Origin of the sequence: Sinorhizobium sp. CCBAU 05631, from assembly GCF_002288505.1 — a bacterium.
Classification (GTDB): Bacteria; Pseudomonadota; Alphaproteobacteria; order Rhizobiales; family Rhizobiaceae; genus Sinorhizobium; species Sinorhizobium fredii_C.
The window spans coordinates 1,451,687-1,469,754 of record NZ_CP023063.1; the positions used below are offsets into that span (position 1 = coordinate 1,451,687).

At 60.7% G+C, this 18,068-nt stretch carries 20 protein-coding genes; 19 read left to right on the top strand and 1 reads right to left on the bottom strand.

What is annotated here, in order from left to right; genetic code table 11:
* Positions 1 to 35: 35 nt before the first annotated feature.
* From SS05631_RS07245 to SS05631_RS31340, 18 genes are all read left to right on the top strand, one after another.
* Positions 36 to 476, top strand: coding sequence for a hypothetical protein (locus tag SS05631_RS07245; RefSeq protein WP_037421969.1), 441 nt, complete (start codon positions 36 to 38; stop codon positions 474 to 476).
* 67 nt (positions 477 to 543) lie between these two features.
* Positions 544 to 1,035, top strand: coding sequence for a hypothetical protein (locus tag SS05631_RS07250; RefSeq protein ID WP_037421972.1), 492 nt, complete (start codon positions 544 to 546; stop codon positions 1,033 to 1,035).
* 60 nt (positions 1,036 to 1,095) lie between these two features.
* Positions 1,096 to 1,521, top strand: coding sequence for a hypothetical protein (locus tag SS05631_RS07255; RefSeq protein WP_050988300.1), 426 nt, complete (start codon positions 1,096 to 1,098; stop codon positions 1,519 to 1,521).
* A gap of 15 nt (positions 1,522 to 1,536) precedes the next feature.
* A complete protein-coding gene (locus SS05631_RS07260) occupies positions 1,537 to 2,124 on the top strand; it encodes a head-tail connector protein (protein ID WP_050988301.1) in 588 nt (195 codons plus the stop codon).
* A gap of 24 nt (positions 2,125 to 2,148) precedes the next feature.
* Positions 2,149 to 2,646 carry a hypothetical protein gene (locus tag SS05631_RS07265; protein WP_037421975.1) on the top strand — a complete coding sequence of 166 codons (498 nt, stop codon included), beginning with the start codon at positions 2,149 to 2,151 and terminating at the stop codon, positions 2,644 to 2,646.
* 3 nt (positions 2,647 to 2,649) lie between these two features.
* The gene (locus tag SS05631_RS07270) at positions 2,650 to 2,994 is read left to right on the top strand and encodes a head-tail adaptor protein (RefSeq protein ID WP_037421978.1); all 345 of its coding nucleotides are present in this window, start codon (positions 2,650 to 2,652) and stop codon (positions 2,992 to 2,994) included.
* On the top strand, positions 2,994 to 3,425 hold the full coding sequence (locus tag SS05631_RS07275) for an HK97-gp10 family putative phage morphogenesis protein (protein WP_037421981.1): 432 nt from the start codon (positions 2,994 to 2,996) through the stop codon (positions 3,423 to 3,425). The genes SS05631_RS07270 and SS05631_RS07275 overlap by 1 nt, the downstream gene beginning before the upstream one ends.
* Positions 3,422 to 3,832 carry a DUF3168 domain-containing protein gene (locus SS05631_RS07280; RefSeq protein WP_037421984.1) on the top strand — a complete coding sequence of 137 codons (411 nt, stop codon included), beginning with the start codon at positions 3,422 to 3,424 and terminating at the stop codon, positions 3,830 to 3,832. Before SS05631_RS07275 ends, SS05631_RS07280 begins: the two co-directional genes overlap by 4 nt.
* Positions 3,832 to 4,032, top strand: coding sequence for a hypothetical protein (locus SS05631_RS07285; RefSeq protein ID WP_037421987.1), 201 nt, complete (start codon positions 3,832 to 3,834; stop codon positions 4,030 to 4,032). Before SS05631_RS07280 ends, SS05631_RS07285 begins: the two co-directional genes overlap by 1 nt.
* Positions 4,033 to 4,100: 68 nt before the next feature.
* Positions 4,101 to 4,556, top strand: coding sequence for a phage tail tube protein (locus tag SS05631_RS07290; protein WP_037421990.1), 456 nt, complete (start codon positions 4,101 to 4,103; stop codon positions 4,554 to 4,556).
* Complete coding sequence (locus SS05631_RS07295; RefSeq protein ID WP_037421991.1) at positions 4,556 to 4,984, top strand: gene transfer agent family protein; 429 nt, start codon at positions 4,556 to 4,558, stop codon at positions 4,982 to 4,984. Before SS05631_RS07290 ends, SS05631_RS07295 begins: the two co-directional genes overlap by 1 nt.
* Positions 4,981 to 5,103 carry a hypothetical protein gene (locus SS05631_RS32500; RefSeq protein ID WP_086022766.1) on the top strand — a complete coding sequence of 41 codons (123 nt, stop codon included), beginning with the start codon at positions 4,981 to 4,983 and terminating at the stop codon, positions 5,101 to 5,103. Before SS05631_RS07295 ends, SS05631_RS32500 begins: the two co-directional genes overlap by 4 nt.
* Complete coding sequence (locus SS05631_RS07305; RefSeq protein WP_037421994.1) at positions 5,103 to 7,352, top strand: tape measure protein; 2,250 nt, start codon at positions 5,103 to 5,105, stop codon at positions 7,350 to 7,352. The genes SS05631_RS32500 and SS05631_RS07305 overlap by 1 nt, the downstream gene beginning before the upstream one ends.
* Positions 7,345 to 8,058: a hypothetical protein gene (locus tag SS05631_RS07310; protein ID WP_037421996.1), complete on the top strand. Its 714-nt coding sequence runs from the start codon at positions 7,345 to 7,347 to the stop codon at positions 8,056 to 8,058. Before SS05631_RS07305 ends, SS05631_RS07310 begins: the two co-directional genes overlap by 8 nt.
* Positions 8,058 to 8,630 carry a hypothetical protein gene (locus SS05631_RS07315; RefSeq protein ID WP_037421999.1) on the top strand — a complete coding sequence of 191 codons (573 nt, stop codon included), beginning with the start codon at positions 8,058 to 8,060 and terminating at the stop codon, positions 8,628 to 8,630. The genes SS05631_RS07310 and SS05631_RS07315 overlap by 1 nt, the downstream gene beginning before the upstream one ends.
* A gap of 5 nt (positions 8,631 to 8,635) precedes the next feature.
* Positions 8,636 to 9,031 carry a hypothetical protein gene (locus SS05631_RS07320; protein ID WP_162109137.1) on the top strand — a complete coding sequence of 132 codons (396 nt, stop codon included), beginning with the start codon at positions 8,636 to 8,638 and terminating at the stop codon, positions 9,029 to 9,031.
* Positions 9,032 to 9,038: 7 nt separating this feature from the next.
* Positions 9,039 to 11,075: a hypothetical protein gene (locus SS05631_RS07325; protein ID WP_037422002.1), complete on the top strand. Its 2,037-nt coding sequence runs from the start codon at positions 9,039 to 9,041 to the stop codon at positions 11,073 to 11,075.
* 71 nt (positions 11,076 to 11,146) lie between these two features.
* Complete coding sequence (locus SS05631_RS31340; RefSeq protein ID WP_162109139.1) at positions 11,147 to 14,074, top strand: hypothetical protein; 2,928 nt, start codon at positions 11,147 to 11,149, stop codon at positions 14,072 to 14,074.
* A gap of 6 nt (positions 14,075 to 14,080) precedes the next feature.
* Here the strand turns inward: SS05631_RS31340 and SS05631_RS07335 are convergent, their stop codons facing one another.
* Positions 14,081 to 14,449 carry a hypothetical protein gene (locus tag SS05631_RS07335; protein WP_157213185.1) on the bottom strand — a complete coding sequence of 123 codons (369 nt, stop codon included), beginning with the start codon at positions 14,447 to 14,449 and terminating at the stop codon, positions 14,081 to 14,083.
* Between the two features lie 58 nt (positions 14,450 to 14,507).
* Between SS05631_RS07335 and SS05631_RS07340 the strand changes: the two genes are divergently transcribed.
* Entirely contained in the window at positions 14,508 to 18,038 is a 3,531-nt protein-coding gene (locus tag SS05631_RS07340) for a beta-3-deoxy-D-manno-oct-2-ulosonic acid transferase (protein WP_050988303.1), read from the top strand.
* Positions 18,039 to 18,068 lie beyond the last annotated feature (30 nt).

The following is an 18,068-nucleotide window of genomic DNA, read 5'->3' on the forward strand; positions in this document are numbered from 1 at the left end:
CTCACCTCCAATTCTTCGAAGAAGGATCGATCGAGATGAAGGACATTCACTCGGACATCACGGTGGTCTCGGCCATCGGCGCCGCCGTTCTTACGGCGGACAATACCCCGGCGGCAATCGACCTGCGCGGCTACAACGCAGCCGAAATCGTGCTGGTCATCGGCATCGGCGGCATCACGTTCGATGCGACGAACAAGATCGAGTTCAAGCTCACGCATTCCGACGATGATTCGACCTATACCGCGGTTGAAGCGAAGGACGTGCTCGGCGTCACTTCCGTCGGCTCTGGCGGCATTATCAAGGCGCTGATTGCGGCGCACGCCGCCGCGGCGGCCTATCGCTTCGGATACGTCGGCGGCAAGCGGTATCTGAAGATCCTTGCCGACTTCTCCGGTACCCACGGTACCGGCACGCCGATCGCTGCCCTTGTGCTCAAGGGGTACGGCTACAACCAGCCCGAGGCGAACCAGGCTTAAAGCCCCCGAGTGCAAACATTTGGCGGGGCGATGATCCGCCCCGCCATAGGACGCGAGGAGTGATGACATGACAGTTCGCATCGAGCGGATATTGACCGAAGCCGAGCGCCTCGCGATGAAAGATGAGGCTTTGGCTAAGGGCTGGTATCGAAACGATCGCCGCATGTTCACGCCCGGCATGGCGTGGTTTATGCCGTGGTATTTCGATCCGACAGGAGAGCGTGAGCGGACGGGGGAGCACGTCATGTACACGCTGGATCAGCGCGGCAAACTCGGCTTTCTTTCCGAGCATTATTGGAATGACTGGTCGCACAAACGCGCACCGATCTGCGTCGTCTGCCCGAATGGTGAGGTCTGGGAAATCGATCGGAAGTCCTCGAATGGCTCGGGGTGGGTGGTCACTGGTGATCTTCCGAACATCACCTGTTCTCCCTCGATTGTTGTCGAAGGCTATCACGGCTTCCTGAGAGAAGGGCAGTTTACGCCCGACGTGGATGGGCGCCCGCCGAACGGCATTGCGCGTCCCATAGCCGAGCGACCTGTGAAGGCGAGAGCCTAAAACCACCCCGCGAACAACAAGACGGTTCGTGTGCGCTTTGATCGTCAAAGGAGAATTATAATGAAAGCGAAAGTCGTGAAGGCATTTCCGGGCCGGCCCGATAACGAGGTCCTGACCCGCACAATCGAAGTCGGCGAAGTTCTCGACGGCGACCTTGCTGCGGTCGCGCTTCGGGAAAAGTGGGCGCAGCCATATCGAGATCCGGCTGAAATCGAGGCCGAGAGGCAGGCTGCGGAAGAAGCTGCCGCCAAGGCAAAGGCTGAGGCCGAGAAACAAGCGGCCGAGGAAGCCGCCGCCAGGGCAAAGGCTGAGGCCGAGGCTGAAAAGCAAGCTGCCGAAGAGGCTGCTGCCAAGGCGAGGGCTGAAGCCGAGAGGCAGGCTGCGGAAGAAGCTGCCGCCAAAGCGAAGGCTGAAGCCGAGCAGAAGGCCGCCGAGGAATCTGCCGCCAAGGCGAAGGCTCAGACTGAGAAGAACTCGAACAAGTAAGAGCGAAATCAGTCCATGCTCCGCCCCATCCGAATCTCGCCGCCTGCCGCGAAGCCTGTTTCCCTTGAAGAGGCGCGCTTGCACTGCAGGCTCGATGCCGGCGACGACGATGCCGTTGTCACGGCATTGATCGACGCGGCTATCTCCCATCTCGACGGATGGTCGGGCGTGTTGGGGCGGTGCCTGATCAATCAGGGCTGGCGGATGAGTCTCTCGGACTGGCCGGCATGCCGATTTATCCGGCTGCCTTTTCCAGACGTGTCCGCCGCCACCGTCAAGTATTACGACCCCGACAATGCAGAGCAGGCCGTTTCCATGTCGTTCGTCACGCGGCTTGAAGATGAGCGTGGGACACTCATCAGGTTTAGCGACGAGTTCGCCTTCCCGAGTGTCTTCGATGATCGCGGCGACAGCGTGCAAGTGGAATTCACGGCGGGCTATGGTGCCAATTCCACTGACGTGCCGCAGGCGATCCGCACGGCGATCCTTCTCATGGTCGCCCATTGGTACAACAACCGCGAGGCCTCGATCGCCGGCCAGCAATCTGAAATTCCCTTCGGCGCATCTGCATTGATCGCGCCGTTCCGGCGCGTAGGCGTCTAACCTTCCCAACTGGAGAAAAATCCCATGCTTACCGCGGATATCCTCGCGCGCATCACCGCGACCCAGACAGGCAGCAATGACTTTGGCGGACCGGAGTTCGAGCCGAAGATCGAGAAGCTGATTGCGCTGACGAATGGCACGGCGCTCAACCAGGCTGACATCCTTTGGGCTGATCAGCGGACAGTCGCTTCCGGTGCTACCGATGCGATCGACCTCGCCGGCGTGCTGACGAGTGCTTTCGGTGCGACGATCACGGCGGCCGAGCTGGTGGCGGTGTTGATCGTCAACCAGGCGAAGGACGGCACGGCCAACACGACGGCGCTGACGATCGGCGGCGGCACTAATCCTGTCATTGCCAATGCGCTCCCCGCGTTGCAGCCTGGTGGCGTCGTGCTTCTTGCCGCTGGTCACGCGTCCGGGCTCGGTGCGGTCACTGCCGGTACCGGCGACACGCTCAACGTCGTCAATGCTTCGGGCGCTGCTGCGACCTATCAGATCCTGATCCTCGCGCGGTCGGCATAATTCATGACCGGTGCTGGCAAGCTGGACCGGCGCCTCCGCTTTGAGGCGCGGCAGGAGATCGACGACGGTCACGGCAGCCCCGTGGCCGGCGATTGGCTGCCGCGCTTCACGGTTTGGGGGAAGCGTCAGTTCCTGCGCGGCGGAGAGACGGTGCTCGCGGCGCGGCTGGAAAGCCGGCAGCCGGCGATATTGACGATCCGCGACAGCCGCCAGGCGCGGGAAATCACGGCAGATTGGCGCGTCGTCGATACCGGCGACAAGCGCATCTACAACATCCGTGAAAACCCGAAGCTGAGCGACAATCGCGGATTTCTGGAGATGCTGGTCGAGGCTGGGGTGGCAACTTGATGGTTGAAGGTCTCGACTCTCTCAAGCGGAAGCTGACCCTCGCGATACCCTATCGCGTGCGCCAGCGGACGCGCGCGGCGATGGAGAAGGGCGCCGGCGAGATCGTCGCCATGGCGAAGTCGCTGGCACCCGTGCTGAGCGAGCATGATCCGAGGCGAAAGGCGGGGGCCCTGCGCGACAGTATCGGCTGGACATGGGGCGATGCGCCGAAAGGATCGATCGTGCTTGCGCAATCGGCATCCGTCGACGGCGAGCGGATCACCATCTATGCCGGCGACAGCGAGGCTTTCTACGCGCGGTGGGTTGAGTTCGGAACGCAGAAGATGCCGGCCATCCCTTTCTTCTTTCCGAGCTACCGCACCCTTCGGAAGCGAGTGAAGGGGCGCATCACGCGGGAAATGAAGAAGGCGATCCGTGAGGGCGCGAAATGAGTTCGTCGGTTGAGCTGCAGGACCTCTACCTCAACACCTTGCGCGAAAACTCCTCGATCACGGCGCTGGTGGCGGGGATTTACGATCGGGTGCCTAAGAGCCCTTACGGCAACAAGACCGCCTATATCTCATTCGGTTCTGACGACAGCACCGAAGATGATGCCGAGTGCATCACCGGTCGCGAGGTCACCACGCAGATCGATGTCTGGTCGACCGCGCCAGGCAAGACAGAGTGCAAGACGATCGTCGACCTGGTGCGCAGGGCCCTGCATCGGCAGCCGTTGACGCTCACGGAGAATGCGCTAGTGGATATTTGGGTCACGCTGGTGCGCGTGCTGCCGGACCCGGATGGGCTGACCACGCATGGCGTCGTGCAGGTGACGGCGATGGTTGAGGAGCCGACCTGATGGCGTGGGCGGTCTTTCATGACGAATTCCGTTGGGACCGGCCGAAATCGGCGGTTTCCTTCTGGATCAAGCCAAAAGCGGAGCAGCAGTGCTATCCGCGCGATGTGATCGATGCGGCAATCGCCGTCGGTAAGGCGGCGGAGCACCGTAGCCCGACCGCAACACAGAAACGCACCCTGAAGGCGCGTCGGGCGAAATAGCCCAATCCTGAAAACCGCAACCGCTTTCGGCTGCCCTTGGGCGGCCTCTTTGCCCATGGAGAGAGCAGATGGTTAAGCCTGTTACTGAGAAATTTGAGGAACTTGTCCTCGACGTCGAATTTGATCCGGTCGGAAGTCCGGGTGTCTATACCCGCATTTGCGGCATTCTTGACGCCACGGTGACGCGGACTGCCAACGTCGACACATCGGAGGTTCCGGGAGATTGCGACGATGAATCCGTTCCCGTCAGCGTGGAAAGACAGGTCCGCTCCATCGAGGTGACGGTTTCTGGGACGGGTGTGTGGGCTCAACAAAGCCAGGGCAAGCTCAAAAATTGGTTCTACTCGGCCGCGACGCTCAACACCCGGGTCAGGGACACGAATGCGGCCTCTGGCGACACCGAGGTTGAGAGCGGTCCTGCTTTGCTCACAGGCCTGACAACGGGGCGCACGAAGGGGCAGAAGGTTTCGGCGGAGATTGAGATCCAGTTCGACGGCACGCCGACCCGGACGGCAGCCGCCTGATGCGTGGTGTCGAACTGACATGGGCCGGCGGTGAGCATGAATTCGTGCTCACCATCGATCTCCTGAGGGCCTTGCAGGACAAATGCGATGCCGGGCCGCCTTTCGTGCTCCAGCGGCTATCGTCGCATCGCTGGCTTGTGGATGACGTGATCCAGCCGATCCGGCTTGGTCTCGAAGGCGGCGGCCTCGAAAAAGAGGAAGCGCGCAAGCTGGTCAAAAAGCACGTCGAGGACCGGCCGCTTACCTTCTCCGTGATGACGGCCCGGGCGGTACTCATAGCTGCTCTGTATGGCAACGAGGATGACGTACCGGGGGAAGCTGTAGCGGGAGAGGGAAGCCCGAGCGAAACCCTCTCCCGCGTGGAAAATGGCGCTTCTCCGGCTTCTACAAATGGGCTGGCATCCTTCACCGAGACATCGGGCGAATGACGCTTTGGGAGTTCTCCTGCGGGGCGGAGGGCTTTGCAGAAGCGAATGGTGCAAAGCCAAAGGGCGGTGGCGAGATCTCCGACGATCGCCTGGCAGAACTGGGTATTGAGGGCTTCTGATGGCAACCGATGTCGAGCGGCTGGTGGTCGCGCTGGAGGCGCGCACCAAGGCTTTCGAGAATGCGCTCAATCGCGCCAACGGCGTTGCCAACCGGCAGGCGCGTGCGATCGAGAAGCGGTTCGCATCGCTCAACAAGAGCGTTTCGGCTGACTTCGCAGGCCTTGGGCGCGGCCTCGTTGCCGGATTTGCCGGCGGCGCGGTTGCGCGCGAGCTCGTGCGCCTGTCGGAGTCCGCGACCCGGATCGACAATTCGCTGAAGGTCGCCGGGCTCTCCGGTGCGGAGCTAGAGCGCGTCTATCAGGGGCTGGCGAAGGCGGCGAAGGAAAACGGCGCGCCGATCGAGACGCTGGCCGCGCTCTACGGCAAGGCTGCCCAGGCGCAGAAAGAGCTTGGCGTTTCCACCGAAGAGCTGCTTGGCTTTACGAACAATGTGGCGCTGGCGCTGCGCGTTGCCGGGACCGATGCGCAAACGGCTAGTGGCGCGTTGCTGCAGCTCGGGCAGGCCCTCGGCAGTGGCAAAGTGCAGGCGGAGGAGTTCAACTCCATCCTCGAAGGCGCGCCGACGATCGCCCAGGCGGTGGCAGTCGGGCTGCAGGAAGCCGGCGGTTCGGTTTCCCAGCTGAAGCAACTGATCGTTGATGGGCAGATTTCGTCGGAGGCGTTCTTTCGCGCCTTCGAGGCGGGCTCCGTCATCCTCGAGGAGAAGGCGGCAAACGCGACCTTCACGGTCGCGCAGGCCACGACCAATCTTTGGAACTCGCTCACCGACGTCGTGCGCGAGTTCAACAATTCCACCGGCGCCGGCGAGAGGTTTGCGCAGGGCATCAACAACGTCGCCAGTGCCGTCGATAATTTCGACGTTTCCGGTCTTATCCAGAAGATCAGGGATGCCGACACGGCGTTCAGGGATTTCCTCGCCAACGACGAAACCTTGAATGCGGTTCTGGATACTCTGAACAGGCTCTCCGGAACGACGAATGCCGCCGGGAATGTCATCAACGTCGACAAGGAAAAGGCAGAAGATGACGTTGCCTCGCTGGAGCGCGAGGTCCAGCTGCTTCAGGAACGGATCAAGCTCAACACGACGCTTGGGTTCGATAACAGCGAGGCGATCGCGCGCCTCAACGAGGTGCAGGCGAAGCTTGCCGAAGTCAGGGCCGCGGCTGCTGCCATGCCTGATACCGTCGAGGGCTATCGCGTCGGCGAGAGTGGAATCGAGGCGGTGCCCGAAGCTGGCGCAACGTCTCTCGGCGGCCCCAGGACGCGAGGTGGCAAGCGCAAAGCCAAGGCGGTCGAAACTGTGTCCGTCGCCGATTTCAAGCCACCGCCATCCAGCGGCGGTGGCGGCGGCCGTCGAAGAGGTGGTGGCGGCGGTGGCGGATCGGGCGAGAATGAGTTTCAGCGCGAGATCGAGCAGATCAAAGAACGTACGGCCGCCGTTCAGGCGGAAACGGCCGCTATGTCGCAGGTTAATCCGCTTCTTGACGATTACGGGTATGCGATCGAGTTCGCTCGATCGAAGCAGGATCTGTTGACCGCTGCGCAAGAGGCCGGCCTGAAGGTAACGCCGGAGCTCGAGGCGCAGATCACGCAACTGGCGACCGGTTATGCGAATGCGTCAGCGTCGGCCGATCGGCTGGCGCAAAGTCAGGATCAGGCCCGACAGGCGGCGGACTTCCTGGGTGATGCTGCCTTCGATGCCTTCTCCGATCTCATTCCCCAGATTGAGACCGGCAACAAAGCGCTCGACAAGTTCCTGAACACGCTGATCGAGGCGGTCGCGCAGTCCCTTCTTCTCGGCAAAGGGCCCTTGGCCGGTCTCGGCGGCGGTGGCGGAGGTGGCGGACTGTTCGGCGGGCTATTTTCGCTCTTCGGTTTCGCAAAGGGCGGGATAGCTGCCAACGGACTGCCGCGATCGCTTCCGCGCTTCGCCAACGGCGGCATTTCCCGATCGGCGGCAATCTTTGGGGAAGCTGGGCCGGAGGCGGCGGTTCCTCTGCCTGATGGCCGGCGTATCCCGGTCGATCTTCGCGTGCCGTCGGTGTCCAAAGCCGGGGCGACAAACGAAACGATCACGATCAATCTCTCGGCCGACCCATCGGTCATCGCCGAAGTTGCGGACCAGCGCATCGAGACGGCGAGCGGCACGATCGTGCAGATCGCTGTCGCGGAATCGAACCGGCAGGTGATGCCGACAGTCGCCAAGTATCAACAGAATACGGCAGGCGGGGACTATCGCAATGGCTGACATCATCACCTGGCCAATCTGTGTTCTGCGGCCGCAGCAGTCTGCTGCCAATCTCGTGCCTTTTAACCGCTCGGGTGGCCGATCGCTTGGCGGCCTCGAACCAACCACTCGCACGGATCTCGGCTTCTGGGCGATCGACTACGGGAATGTTGTCATGCAGAACCGCCGGCGCGAGCAGTGGCAGACGTGGCAGGCGATCCGGCAGAAGCTCGGCGGCAGGACGGGACTGATCGCCGTTCCGGTGCGCGTATCGCTCTCGGCGCCCTATGCCTCCGGCGAGTTCGAGCCGTTCATCACCGTGCCGCACGACGACGACGCGCCCTTCGACGACGACAGCGAATATGAGCAGGGTGCGATCTCGATCGTCACGGACGGCGTCACGCCGCTCGGGGCGACGACGATCCGGCTCCGGATCATCAATGCCGCGGCAAACCTCGTCGGCGTGCGCTTCTCGTATGAGCATGCGTTCTACGAGACCGGACCGGTGATCTCGATCGACGGCGACATCTGGACGCTTCCGATCTCGCCTTCGGTTCGGGCGCTGATCCCCGCCGGCGCGGATTTGGAGTTTGATAGGCCGACTTGCCTTTGCCGGCTGGCCGATGATCGTGGCATGGACGTCAATCAAGATGCTGTCGGTAAGACGGCATTTCCGCCCGTCTCCTTTGTCGAGGCGGTCGATTACTGGAATTCGCTGGTGGCGTGATGGCGATCAAATCTCTGCGCATCCTGGCTCAGCTCGATTTCCCGTCCAAGACGGTTCGCCTTTGGGATGGTTCGGGCGGCCCGTTCGTCGACGGCGACGGGAACATCTGGCGGTCCTGCGTGCTGACGGATTCGGCGCTCGACCAGATCGAGTTGGCGATCAATGCCGAGGCCTTCACCCTGCCGTTGACGCTTTCGGGGATCGACCAGGTGGTGGCGGCGACGATCTGGGAAGACTACCAGGCCGGCGAGATCGTCGGATCGCGCGTGCGCATCCTCATTCAGGACTGCGACGAATACGATCAGCCGGTCGGGACGGCCGATGTGAAGTTCACGGGCACGATCGACAACGTCCTGTTCGACGATGCCGGCTCGGGCGACCAGATACTCTCGACGATCACGGTCGAGGTGACGAACCGCTTCACACTGAGAACGCTCACGAACGGGGCCGTGCTTTCCGATGTCGACCAGAAGGCGCGATCGGCGCTGCTCAATCCGAGCGCTCCGGCGGACCGGTTCTGCGAGCGGCTGCCGGAGCTGATCGACAAGACGATCCGCTGGCCGAACTGGTGAGCGTCATGGAACGCACGCTTGCCGAGTTCATCGGCGCCTACCGCGAAAAATCATGGCGGCCGGGGGAAGTGGATTGCTGCCTTTTCCTCGCCGCCTGGGCAATCTGGCTTGGACATAGCGACCCGGCACAGCATCTGCGCGGCACCTACGACAGCGAAGATGGCTTCCGCGCCATCATAGAGCGGGCAGGGAGCGTATCGGCGCTGGTGGGCTCCTGTGTCGCCGTGATCGGCGGAAAGAACGTGCAGCGGCCGGCATGTGGCGCGTTCGGCGTGATCGGAAGCGCCGGCAACATTTATAGGCAGTTCGGCGCCATCCACGACGGCAAGCGTTGGAACGTGCGGTTCAAGAACGGCGTCGGCTTCATGGCTGCGGCGCCTCTCGCAATCTGGGTCATCTGAGGAATTCATGCCTGGCGTTATCGAGCTGACGGCGATCATCGTCTCGTCGATCGCGACGACGACTCTTGCCGCGAACCTGCTTTACCTTGGCACCTATGCGCTTGCCTATGCAGGCCTCGCTTTCGGTGCGCAGGCGCTGCAGGGGCTGTTCGTCTCAAAGCCGGCCGTGCCGAAGCCGGAAGACGGCAGCTATAACCTGAAACAGCCGGTGCCTTCGCTTTCATTCGTGCTCGGTCGGGCGAAGAAGGCGAGCGACTATGTGTTTCTCGGAGAGAAGAATGGCACGGCCTATCACATTCTCGTCTGGGCCTGCCATCGCATCGAAGGCTATGTGCAGCACTACTTGCACGACGAAGCGGTGACGCTCGATGGCAGCGGCTTTACGACCGCGCCGGCGCATTTCGGCAACAAGGTACAGATCCTCTCGCGGCTCGGTCTCAATGCCGAGACGGCCTATGCCGACGTGGTGACGGCTTTCGCCGGCATCTGGACGAACAATCATCGCGGCGACGGGCTCGCCTCGGTGCGCATGTCGGCCGCGACGGTCAGCTCGGAAAACTACCTGAAGGTTTTTCCGAACCAGATGCCGCAGCACTCGGCAGTAGGCGACGGGATGCTTCTTTACGATCCGAGAAACGGCAACACCTCGTTTTCGAGGAACCTCGCGTTGATGCGGCTCTGGCACCTGTGCCATCCGGTAGGCGGCAAGCTCGGCCTCTCCGACATGTACTTGCCCGACTGGAGCAACGCCGCGAATGTCTGCGGCGAGAACGTCACGAACCGCGATGGCGGGACAGAGAAGCGTTATTACGGCGGATTCTGGTTTCGGGCCGAGAATGATCCCGTGCAGGTGGGGCGATTGATGGATGAGGCGGCCGAGCTCGTCATCTTCGAGCGGCCGGATGGGCTAATCGGCGTGCATGGCGGCGAGTTCGTCGAGCCTGATATCCGGCTCACCGCTGCCGACATCAAGCGAGTGGCGCACGATACGAACCAGCGGCGCTCCTCGACCGTACTGGCCGTGCGCGGACGCTGGACGGACCCTGCGAACCGCTACAACACGGTCGACGCGGCGATCTATGGCGATCCCTATGTAGGTGAGGATACCGAGCGGACGGCAACGGTGGATAACCAGGCAATCCAGAGCCACAACCACGTAGCCCGGCTGCAGAAGCTGAAATACATCCGCAAGAACGCGCCGCGCGTGACCATCGTCGCGGATTACCAGGCGGCGAAGAACGTGCCCTATCGACGCTTCGTGCGCGTGCACCTGCCGCCGCGGCTGACGGAAGTGATCGTCGAAATCACCTCGACGCCGAAGCTCTCGCTGCGCAATCTCACGGTCGAGTTCTCCGGCATCGTCGTTCCGAGCGATCTCTACGCCTTCAACGCGGCGACGGAAGAGGGCGAGCCAGGCGCGAGCGTCACTCCATTGCCTCCAGGCGGCGTTCCATCGCCGGTCAACTTCGACGTGGCGATTGACACGGAAGTGATCACCGGCGGGCAGACGGCAGCCTTCGGTCAAGCGTCGTGGGATTTCATGTCGGATGCGCTGCTATACGAACTTGAGTGGCAGCCGACATCGGAGATCGAACCGGCGCGATCGGCGATGTCGAAGACCGGCGAAACGGAGGTGCGCTCCGGCTATCTCTCTGATGGCGTGGAATACAAGTTCCGCCTGCGCGCCTGGTCGAACGGGGCAAGCTCCGACTGGACGGCTTACGAGATCCGCACCGCGACGGCCGATCCGGTCGCGCCAGGCTCGGTGACCGGTGCATCCCTGACCGGTGGCGTGGGGCAGGTGGAGTTTGACTGGACAGCGCCGAACAGCGCCAACTACTTCGCCTCGAGGCTCTACCTCAACACATCGAACAGCTTTGTCGGTGCAACGCTCGTCGCCACCGAATACGGCGCGGCGGCCGCCAACGACGCCCGCACGGTGACCGGTCTCTCGGCCGGCAGCTATTACGGCTTCATCGTAGCCATCAACGCATCCGGCGTGCCGGCGACAGAAGTCGCCACCGGCTCCGCCGTGGTCACCTGACCGACTGATCCTCAATCACTTTTGAATCCTGCCTCTGGCGATTGCCGGAGCGCCTTCGCATGGGGAGTTTCATGGCCGACACGGCAGAACTGGTTTACCGCGATTTTGTGACTGATGGCGTTCCTTCCTCCGGAGCGAGCAAGCCGAAGAAGGCGGAAATTCGCAAGCTACTGACCGGATACGAGACGATCATCAACGCCTTCACCTCGAATGGCGGACTGGTTTACACGCTTCGCGCCAGCCTTGATGCCCAGCTTAACCGCCCGGTTGCGACTATGGCGTGGGTCATTGGCGACCCGGTGGTAGCGAACAACGGCATCTATCAGAAAATTGGCGTCGAGGGCACCGGCTCGTGGAATCGCGTCGCTGATCTGCCGTTCTCGTTCATCATCGCATCGGACGCAGGTGCCGGTACAGCCAACGCGATTGTCGCCACCACAAGCATTCCGGTTAGTTCGTCCGCACTTGTTTGGATGAACATTTTCGAAGCCAACACCGCAAGCCCGGTAACGGTCAGCTTCAACGGCGGCTCCGCGCTCACGATCAAGACGAACAGCGGCAATGACGTTGTCGTTGGCGGCCTAACCGCCGGCATGATCGTTATGGGCATTGTTTCGGGGTCGACGTTCCGCCTAGTGAGCGATCAGGCGAGCTCCGCTGTTCTTGCTGCTTGCGAGGCCGCAAAGACTGCTGCAGAAGCTGCGGCTGCGAGCGTCAACATCAAGAACGTTGCGACGCGGACGGCGCTGAAGGCACTCAACACCGCCGTCACGACGCTCGCCTTCCTGGGTGAGGCGGGTCGCGGGGGCTTGTTCAAGTGGACCCCCGGAGATTTCTCTGCGCAGATCACTGCGGACACGCAAGAGGGAATCTACGCCAAGGCTGACGCCGTCGCGTCGACTGCTGGAGCGTGGGTGCGCCAGTACGATGGCCCTGTGAACGTCCAGTGGTACGGCGCGGTCGGCGACGGGACAACCGACGACACCGCCGCATTCATTGCGGCCGGCGCAACAAACCACCTTGTTGTTATTCCGAAGACAGTCGGCGGCTACAGGGTCAACGGCACGATACCGACGAATTGCCGTTTCGTCGGCATTGGCGATCCCGTCATTCACCTCACAAACGACGGCGGCACAGAGCGCGGGTTTGACCTCAAGTCGAATGCGTCTCTCGAAAATCTGACGATCAGCCGCGGCGTAACGGCTAGCGCTGCATCGGGCGAATTCAACAATGCGTTTGTAGTCGGAAGATATTACAATCCGACCGGAGAACTGACGCGCAATGTCACGGTGCGCAATGTTAACCTGATCGGCATCGATGGAGGCGTGGGTCGGCGCAGCATTTCCGGCATTTACGGCAACGTCTGCGATAGCACGTTCGAGAACATCACGATCACCGGGTGGGTTTCCTACGGCATCATGGTGCATTGGGGCGGCGCGTTCGATGAGGGTACGCCAGACACTTCCACGGTCACAGCGTCCTGGCACCCGCGCCGGCTGACGTTCCGCAATATCCGCATGCACAGCCCGCAACCTGACGCGGCGCTGGGTACGCTCTACCTGTCGGCGACGCACGACATCATCGTTGACGGCCTCTCGGCCGATGGCATCCGCACGCCGCTGACGATCGCCCCCGGCGATGTGGGCGGCAGCGTCGCCCAGGGCGAAAGCGTCGGCCGCGTGATGCAGAACATCGACATTCGAAACGTGGACATTCAGAACTACGAAACAGTCGGCGTTCTCATGTCGGGGGCTTCAGGCACTCGATCCGGCTCGTATTGGCTCGGCATCAACTATCCGATGTCGATCCGCCTGGAGAACGTCACGATCAAGCGCGGCGCACTCAGTGCAAGCGCTCGCGCCATTGACGCGCGATTGCTCGCGAACCTGACTATCGACGGGTACGACATCGGCCACGGTTCCGGCGCGGCAGACACGATCTATACGCCCGGCGTGTTCATTCAGGCGTGCATGCGCGTCAAACTGCGCGGCAAGTCCAAGGTGCCGATGGCCTGGGAAGTCGTAGGATCGGTCGATGTCGAAGTGGACAGCTACGACGTATGCTTGCGCACCGACTATAACACTTCGGCCGTTGGCGGTAGGCTCACGGCAGAGGCGGGCGCTACAACGCTCGGCGCGGCGCTCTCTGTCGGCGCGAGCACGGTCACGCTGGGATCGCTTCCGTTCGACATTGTTGCCGGGTCGCCGATCGCTGTAGGCGGGGGATACGTCATCGCCAAAGAGGCGGCGATAACGTCGGCCTCGGCGATCGTTGTGCCGATCTACACAAGCACTGTCTCAGCGGCCAGCGGCGCGGCGGCGACGGTGCGCAAGGCGATGAAGCGGTTCAGGCTGCGCGGCTATACCGAGGGCTTTTATTACGGCTTGCACATCGTCAACACGAATAGCGGTTTCTCTGAGGATATCGATGTCAGCGGGCATTTCTACCGCAACGGGCTGCATGACATCTATGCACGCGGAACCCGCAACCTGCGCGCCCATGAATGCATCTTTGAAGAATGCAATCAGGTAAACGACACTTCCGGGAACAACATTCGCCAGATTGACACCTGCGTCGGGACAGTCATTAGCGATTGTTCTTTCGAGGACAATCTTGCCGGCACGACGCTGTGCTATCACAACGTCTACCTGTTCGGAAACTCTGAAGGTGCAGTGCTCAAAGGCAACAAGTTCTACCGGGCAGTAACTTCGGCGATCAACTATTTCCTCCCGACAGGCACGCAGATGTGGGCGGACCTTGCGAGCAACTATTTTGCATCTACGCTCGCCGCCCGCATCAGCGGCACGTCGATCGCCAAGACGGCGGCGATCGGCCAGCGCGTCATCGGCTACGGCACGGCTATCCCGACATCCGGCACTTGGACAAGGGGCGATATCATTTTCAACGAAAGCGCGGCGGCAAGCGCTGGGCTCGGCTGGATTTGCGTCACGTCTGGCGCACCGGGAACGTGGAAGTCGATCGGCACGATTGCCGCCTAAGGCAAGTTAATCCCCCAGGCGCGAGCATATAAAACTATCCATCGCGTCGGATTCCCTCAGAGCATCGAGGTGCTCTTCTTCAAGGCTGTCGTCGCCTTCATCTGGGTCGAACGGCGTGTTCTGATACTCGCCCATAGAAAAACTGGGAGGCAGAAGCTCTTTCTCTGCCTCTTCTATAGGCGGCAGCAGTGGGGGCTCGCGGCCGTCGGCGGCCTCTTCCCATCGGATGTGGTTAAGGTAGCTGTCGAGAGTATCGATCGCGCTCTCTTCATCTCCGTCAGCCGTCTCTATAGGGGCGTGTTCGCGCATATATCTGACCGGCGCAGTTCTCGCGGTGGTTGTCAGCGGTGCACGCCTGTATCTTGCATTTGACATTAATGGGTATCCTTGGTTTAACCCGCCACTCCGGAAACTGGAAGCGATCGGGGTCGAAGTGCCGAAGGCTTTTTCACAAGTCGTTGCCCTTGCCAAGGGCCTTTCCAAACTGGCGGGAAGCCACTCCAAGAAGAAGGCAGCGCCGAAAAAGCGGGGATTGGCCTACCCATACCGTGTCGTTCCTCATGACGAGGTGTTCGCTGAAGAGAACATCCTGAGGCAAACCAAGTTTGTCGGAAAAAACTGGCACGTCAGCCAGGGCGCTGATGGTCTTCCAATCATGCTGATGATGGGCTTCAATCACTGGAAGTTCGGTTTCGTTAGCGACTACGTGTCTGGCTACCGCACTGCTTTCCTACCGAGAAAGATGGACCCCATCAGCGCGGCCAGGTTGCTCTGGAGTAGCCGAGAATTGTCGCGAGATCTGATGATCTGGGGCTATAACGATGCAAGCCTATGGTTGACGCGCCTAGCCAAAAGGCTCGGATACAACGTCTACCGGATGGAAGACGGCTTTGTGCGATCGGTCGAGCTCGGCGCGAACCATTCGACTCCCTATTCGCTGGTGGTGGACAACAAGGGTCTTTATTTCAACCCGCGCGAGCCATCCGAGCTGGAAGATATCCTTAATTCTGATCCGCGACTTCATGATCCGGAGTTCCTGGGGCGGGCAAGGAAGCATCTCGATTTCATCCTTGAAACCAACCTGACCAAGTACAACGGCTTGCGCGGGGCTGCCGAGGAGTTTCTCTCGATCCGGCGCAGAGAGGTTGTGCTTGTTATCGGCCAAGTGCCGGGCGACGCTTCAATCGTGTATGGCAACCCTGATCGTTGGACCTCGGAATCCCTGGTGGCGCTGGCGAGAAGCGAAAACCCGGGATGCGATATCATTTATCGCCCTCATCCTGATGTTTATAATAAGCCGCATCTATACAAAGAGCGTCGTGGCGTCATCGCCAAAATGGCGACTATCGTGCCGCCGACGGTAGGTCTCCTCGATCTGCTGAAGTCTGTGAAGCGCGTGTACACGATTTCCTCGCTGGTCGGGATGGAAGCCGTTATGCGCGACATCCCGGTGACCACAGTCGGGCTTCCTTTCTATGCCGGATGGGGCGTCACCGACGACCAGTGCTCGGAGCGGAGAGGAGGGGCGGCTTATCGGCGTCGACGCGCCAAGCTGAGCTCCCTGCAACTCTTTGCCGGCACATATCTTCTCTACGCGAAATATCTCGCCAGCCCAGATGGTGACGAGGGGCTGACAGCGGCGTGCATGAAAATCATCGGGGAACGTCAGTTGCGCCGGCCGCCACTGACGATTCCGAAGGGACAGAAGGACAGGGAAGATCTTCTGCGGAAAGTAGCCAAGTCGGACGACTGGCCGATGGCTCTAAGCCACGAAGTGTTGCCGAAATTGACCGCGCGCGACATCCTTGTGGTGGTGCGGAATCTGAATCTTCACGTCATCCTCGCCGACAACTCGGCGAGAGTATACCAGGTGGCGTTCATCTGCCGCGTGCTCGGCCTGTTGTCCAACTGGGACGAGATATCCGAATTCCTGCGCAAGGTCCGCGTGGTGGTGCCGAGCGAAGTGTTCTCGTTCATTCTCAATATGGAGTGGGCGAGAAAATCTAGCGACAAGTTGCTGCAGCACTTCTCATGGCATCTCGAAGAAAATGAGGTGGATGAGGAAGCGTACGACCTTCTAAAGCACAGCTTATCCCTAAGCCGGGCGGCGGAGACTGGGGACGATGGACAGCCGAAATCGCACCGGATGAGCGATGGCGAAGCGTCCGCCCTGCTGACCCTCCTGCAGTTCGCTTTCCGCACTCGCAGGCTGAATGAAGTCATTGACGGGTGCTATCAGCTCTTGATCAGCAGCAACAAGTATCATGAAGAGGCCATTCAGCTGTTGGTCGGAGCAACGAACTTGAAGTTCGAGTTCTCGTCTTCCGTGCTACTCGCCGAGTTCGACTTCAAGGCCGGCGCTCCCAGGAATAAGGGAAGGAACCTGGCACGAATCGCAGAAGACATCCGGTTCGTGGAGCCGTTTGATCGTGAGAAGTTTCTGTGGGCTGCAATGGGGTCGGCTGTCGCTTCACCCGAAAGCCTTGGGAACACGATGATGCTGGCGGAGCGGCTGGAGGAGCAGTGCGGCGTCCACAATTTCGAGAAGATATTCTTCTCGATCATGTCTCTGGATAACGATGTAACGCTGGAAAAGGCGAAGGCCTGGATCACTCTTGAGCGTCCAGAAAAGGCGCTTCCTATTCTCCTCGAGCTAATCGAAACGAAGGGTGAGAGTCTGTCTCTGCTCGTGGCGTTGAGCCAGGCCTACTCGTATCAGGACGAATTCGAAGAGGCACGGGAGATCTGCATCCGCGCAATAGCGAGATACGAGCACGTGAATGCCTACCGCGAAGCGATGAGGGTCGCGGTTATATCCGGCGATCTCGCCTGGGGCGAAGAGCTGATCGAGGCCGCCAAGGAGCGGAAACTCGACGTTGGCGAAATGTCTCTTAGGAAGATCTTCAACGGGGCGAGAAGGATTCACGAGGCTCTTCTGTCGCAGCGCGATGTTTCGCCCCACAGGGATGTCCGCAAGAACTACCCCGAACATTACACCGACCCCGAAATTGTAGAGGACGATTTCAGTGCCGATGATGTGTTCTTCCTGAGCGTATTCGGACCAGGCGATGAAATCCGGGCAGCGCAAATCTATTCGGATATCGCCAAAGACCCACACTTTGGCCGCTTCTCGATCGCCTGCGATCCACGACTGCAATCGATCATGGAAAGATCATTCCCCGATCTGGATTTCGTGCCGGTTGCGCGCGTGCTCAGGCATGGGGTTTTGCGAGACATCAGCCGGTACTCGCAGCTTCCTGCATACGATCTACGCTACATCCTCGATAATGTCGGACACGAGCATCTGCTGAAAAGCGACCGCGCAATCATGACGGTCGACCTTTTGGCGAAATACCGTCGCGACTATCCGGATTTCCACGGCGAGAAGTATCTGACCGTGAACGCGGTCAGGGCCGACGGCTTCAGGCGTCGGTTGCCTCAGGACTGTGTGCTCGTCGGCATCAACTGGCGCAGCAGCGTTTCGACTTTCTCGCGAAACCTGCACTATCTAACGATCGAGGAGCTTGCCCCGATCTTCGAAATCGAGGGCGTGCAGTTCGTCAATCTGCAGTACGACGAGTGCAGCGAAGAGCTCGCATGGGTCGAAAAGAGGTTCCCAGGAAAGCTGGTCAACTTCTCCGACCTTGATCAATTCGACGATATCGATGGTGTGGCTGCGCTGATGTCCGAACTCGATCTCGTTGTCGCGCCAGCGACGACCGTGGCCGAACTTTCCGGCGCGTGCGGTGTGCCGACCTGGCTGCTGTCGAATACGGTCGAATTGGATGGCCGAAAGATCAGTGAAGGCAGCCTGGTCGACATCTGGCATAACAGCATGATCCACATCGAAGGCGATATTCGTGGGGATAAGAAGTCCCTCGTTGCCTCTCTCAACCGAGCACTGCTGGAGTTTGTGGGCAATCGGGAAGCCGTTGGCTTTGAAGATCTGGCTGAGGCCGGGTAAATTGCGCCAATCGCAAGACGATTAAAGACC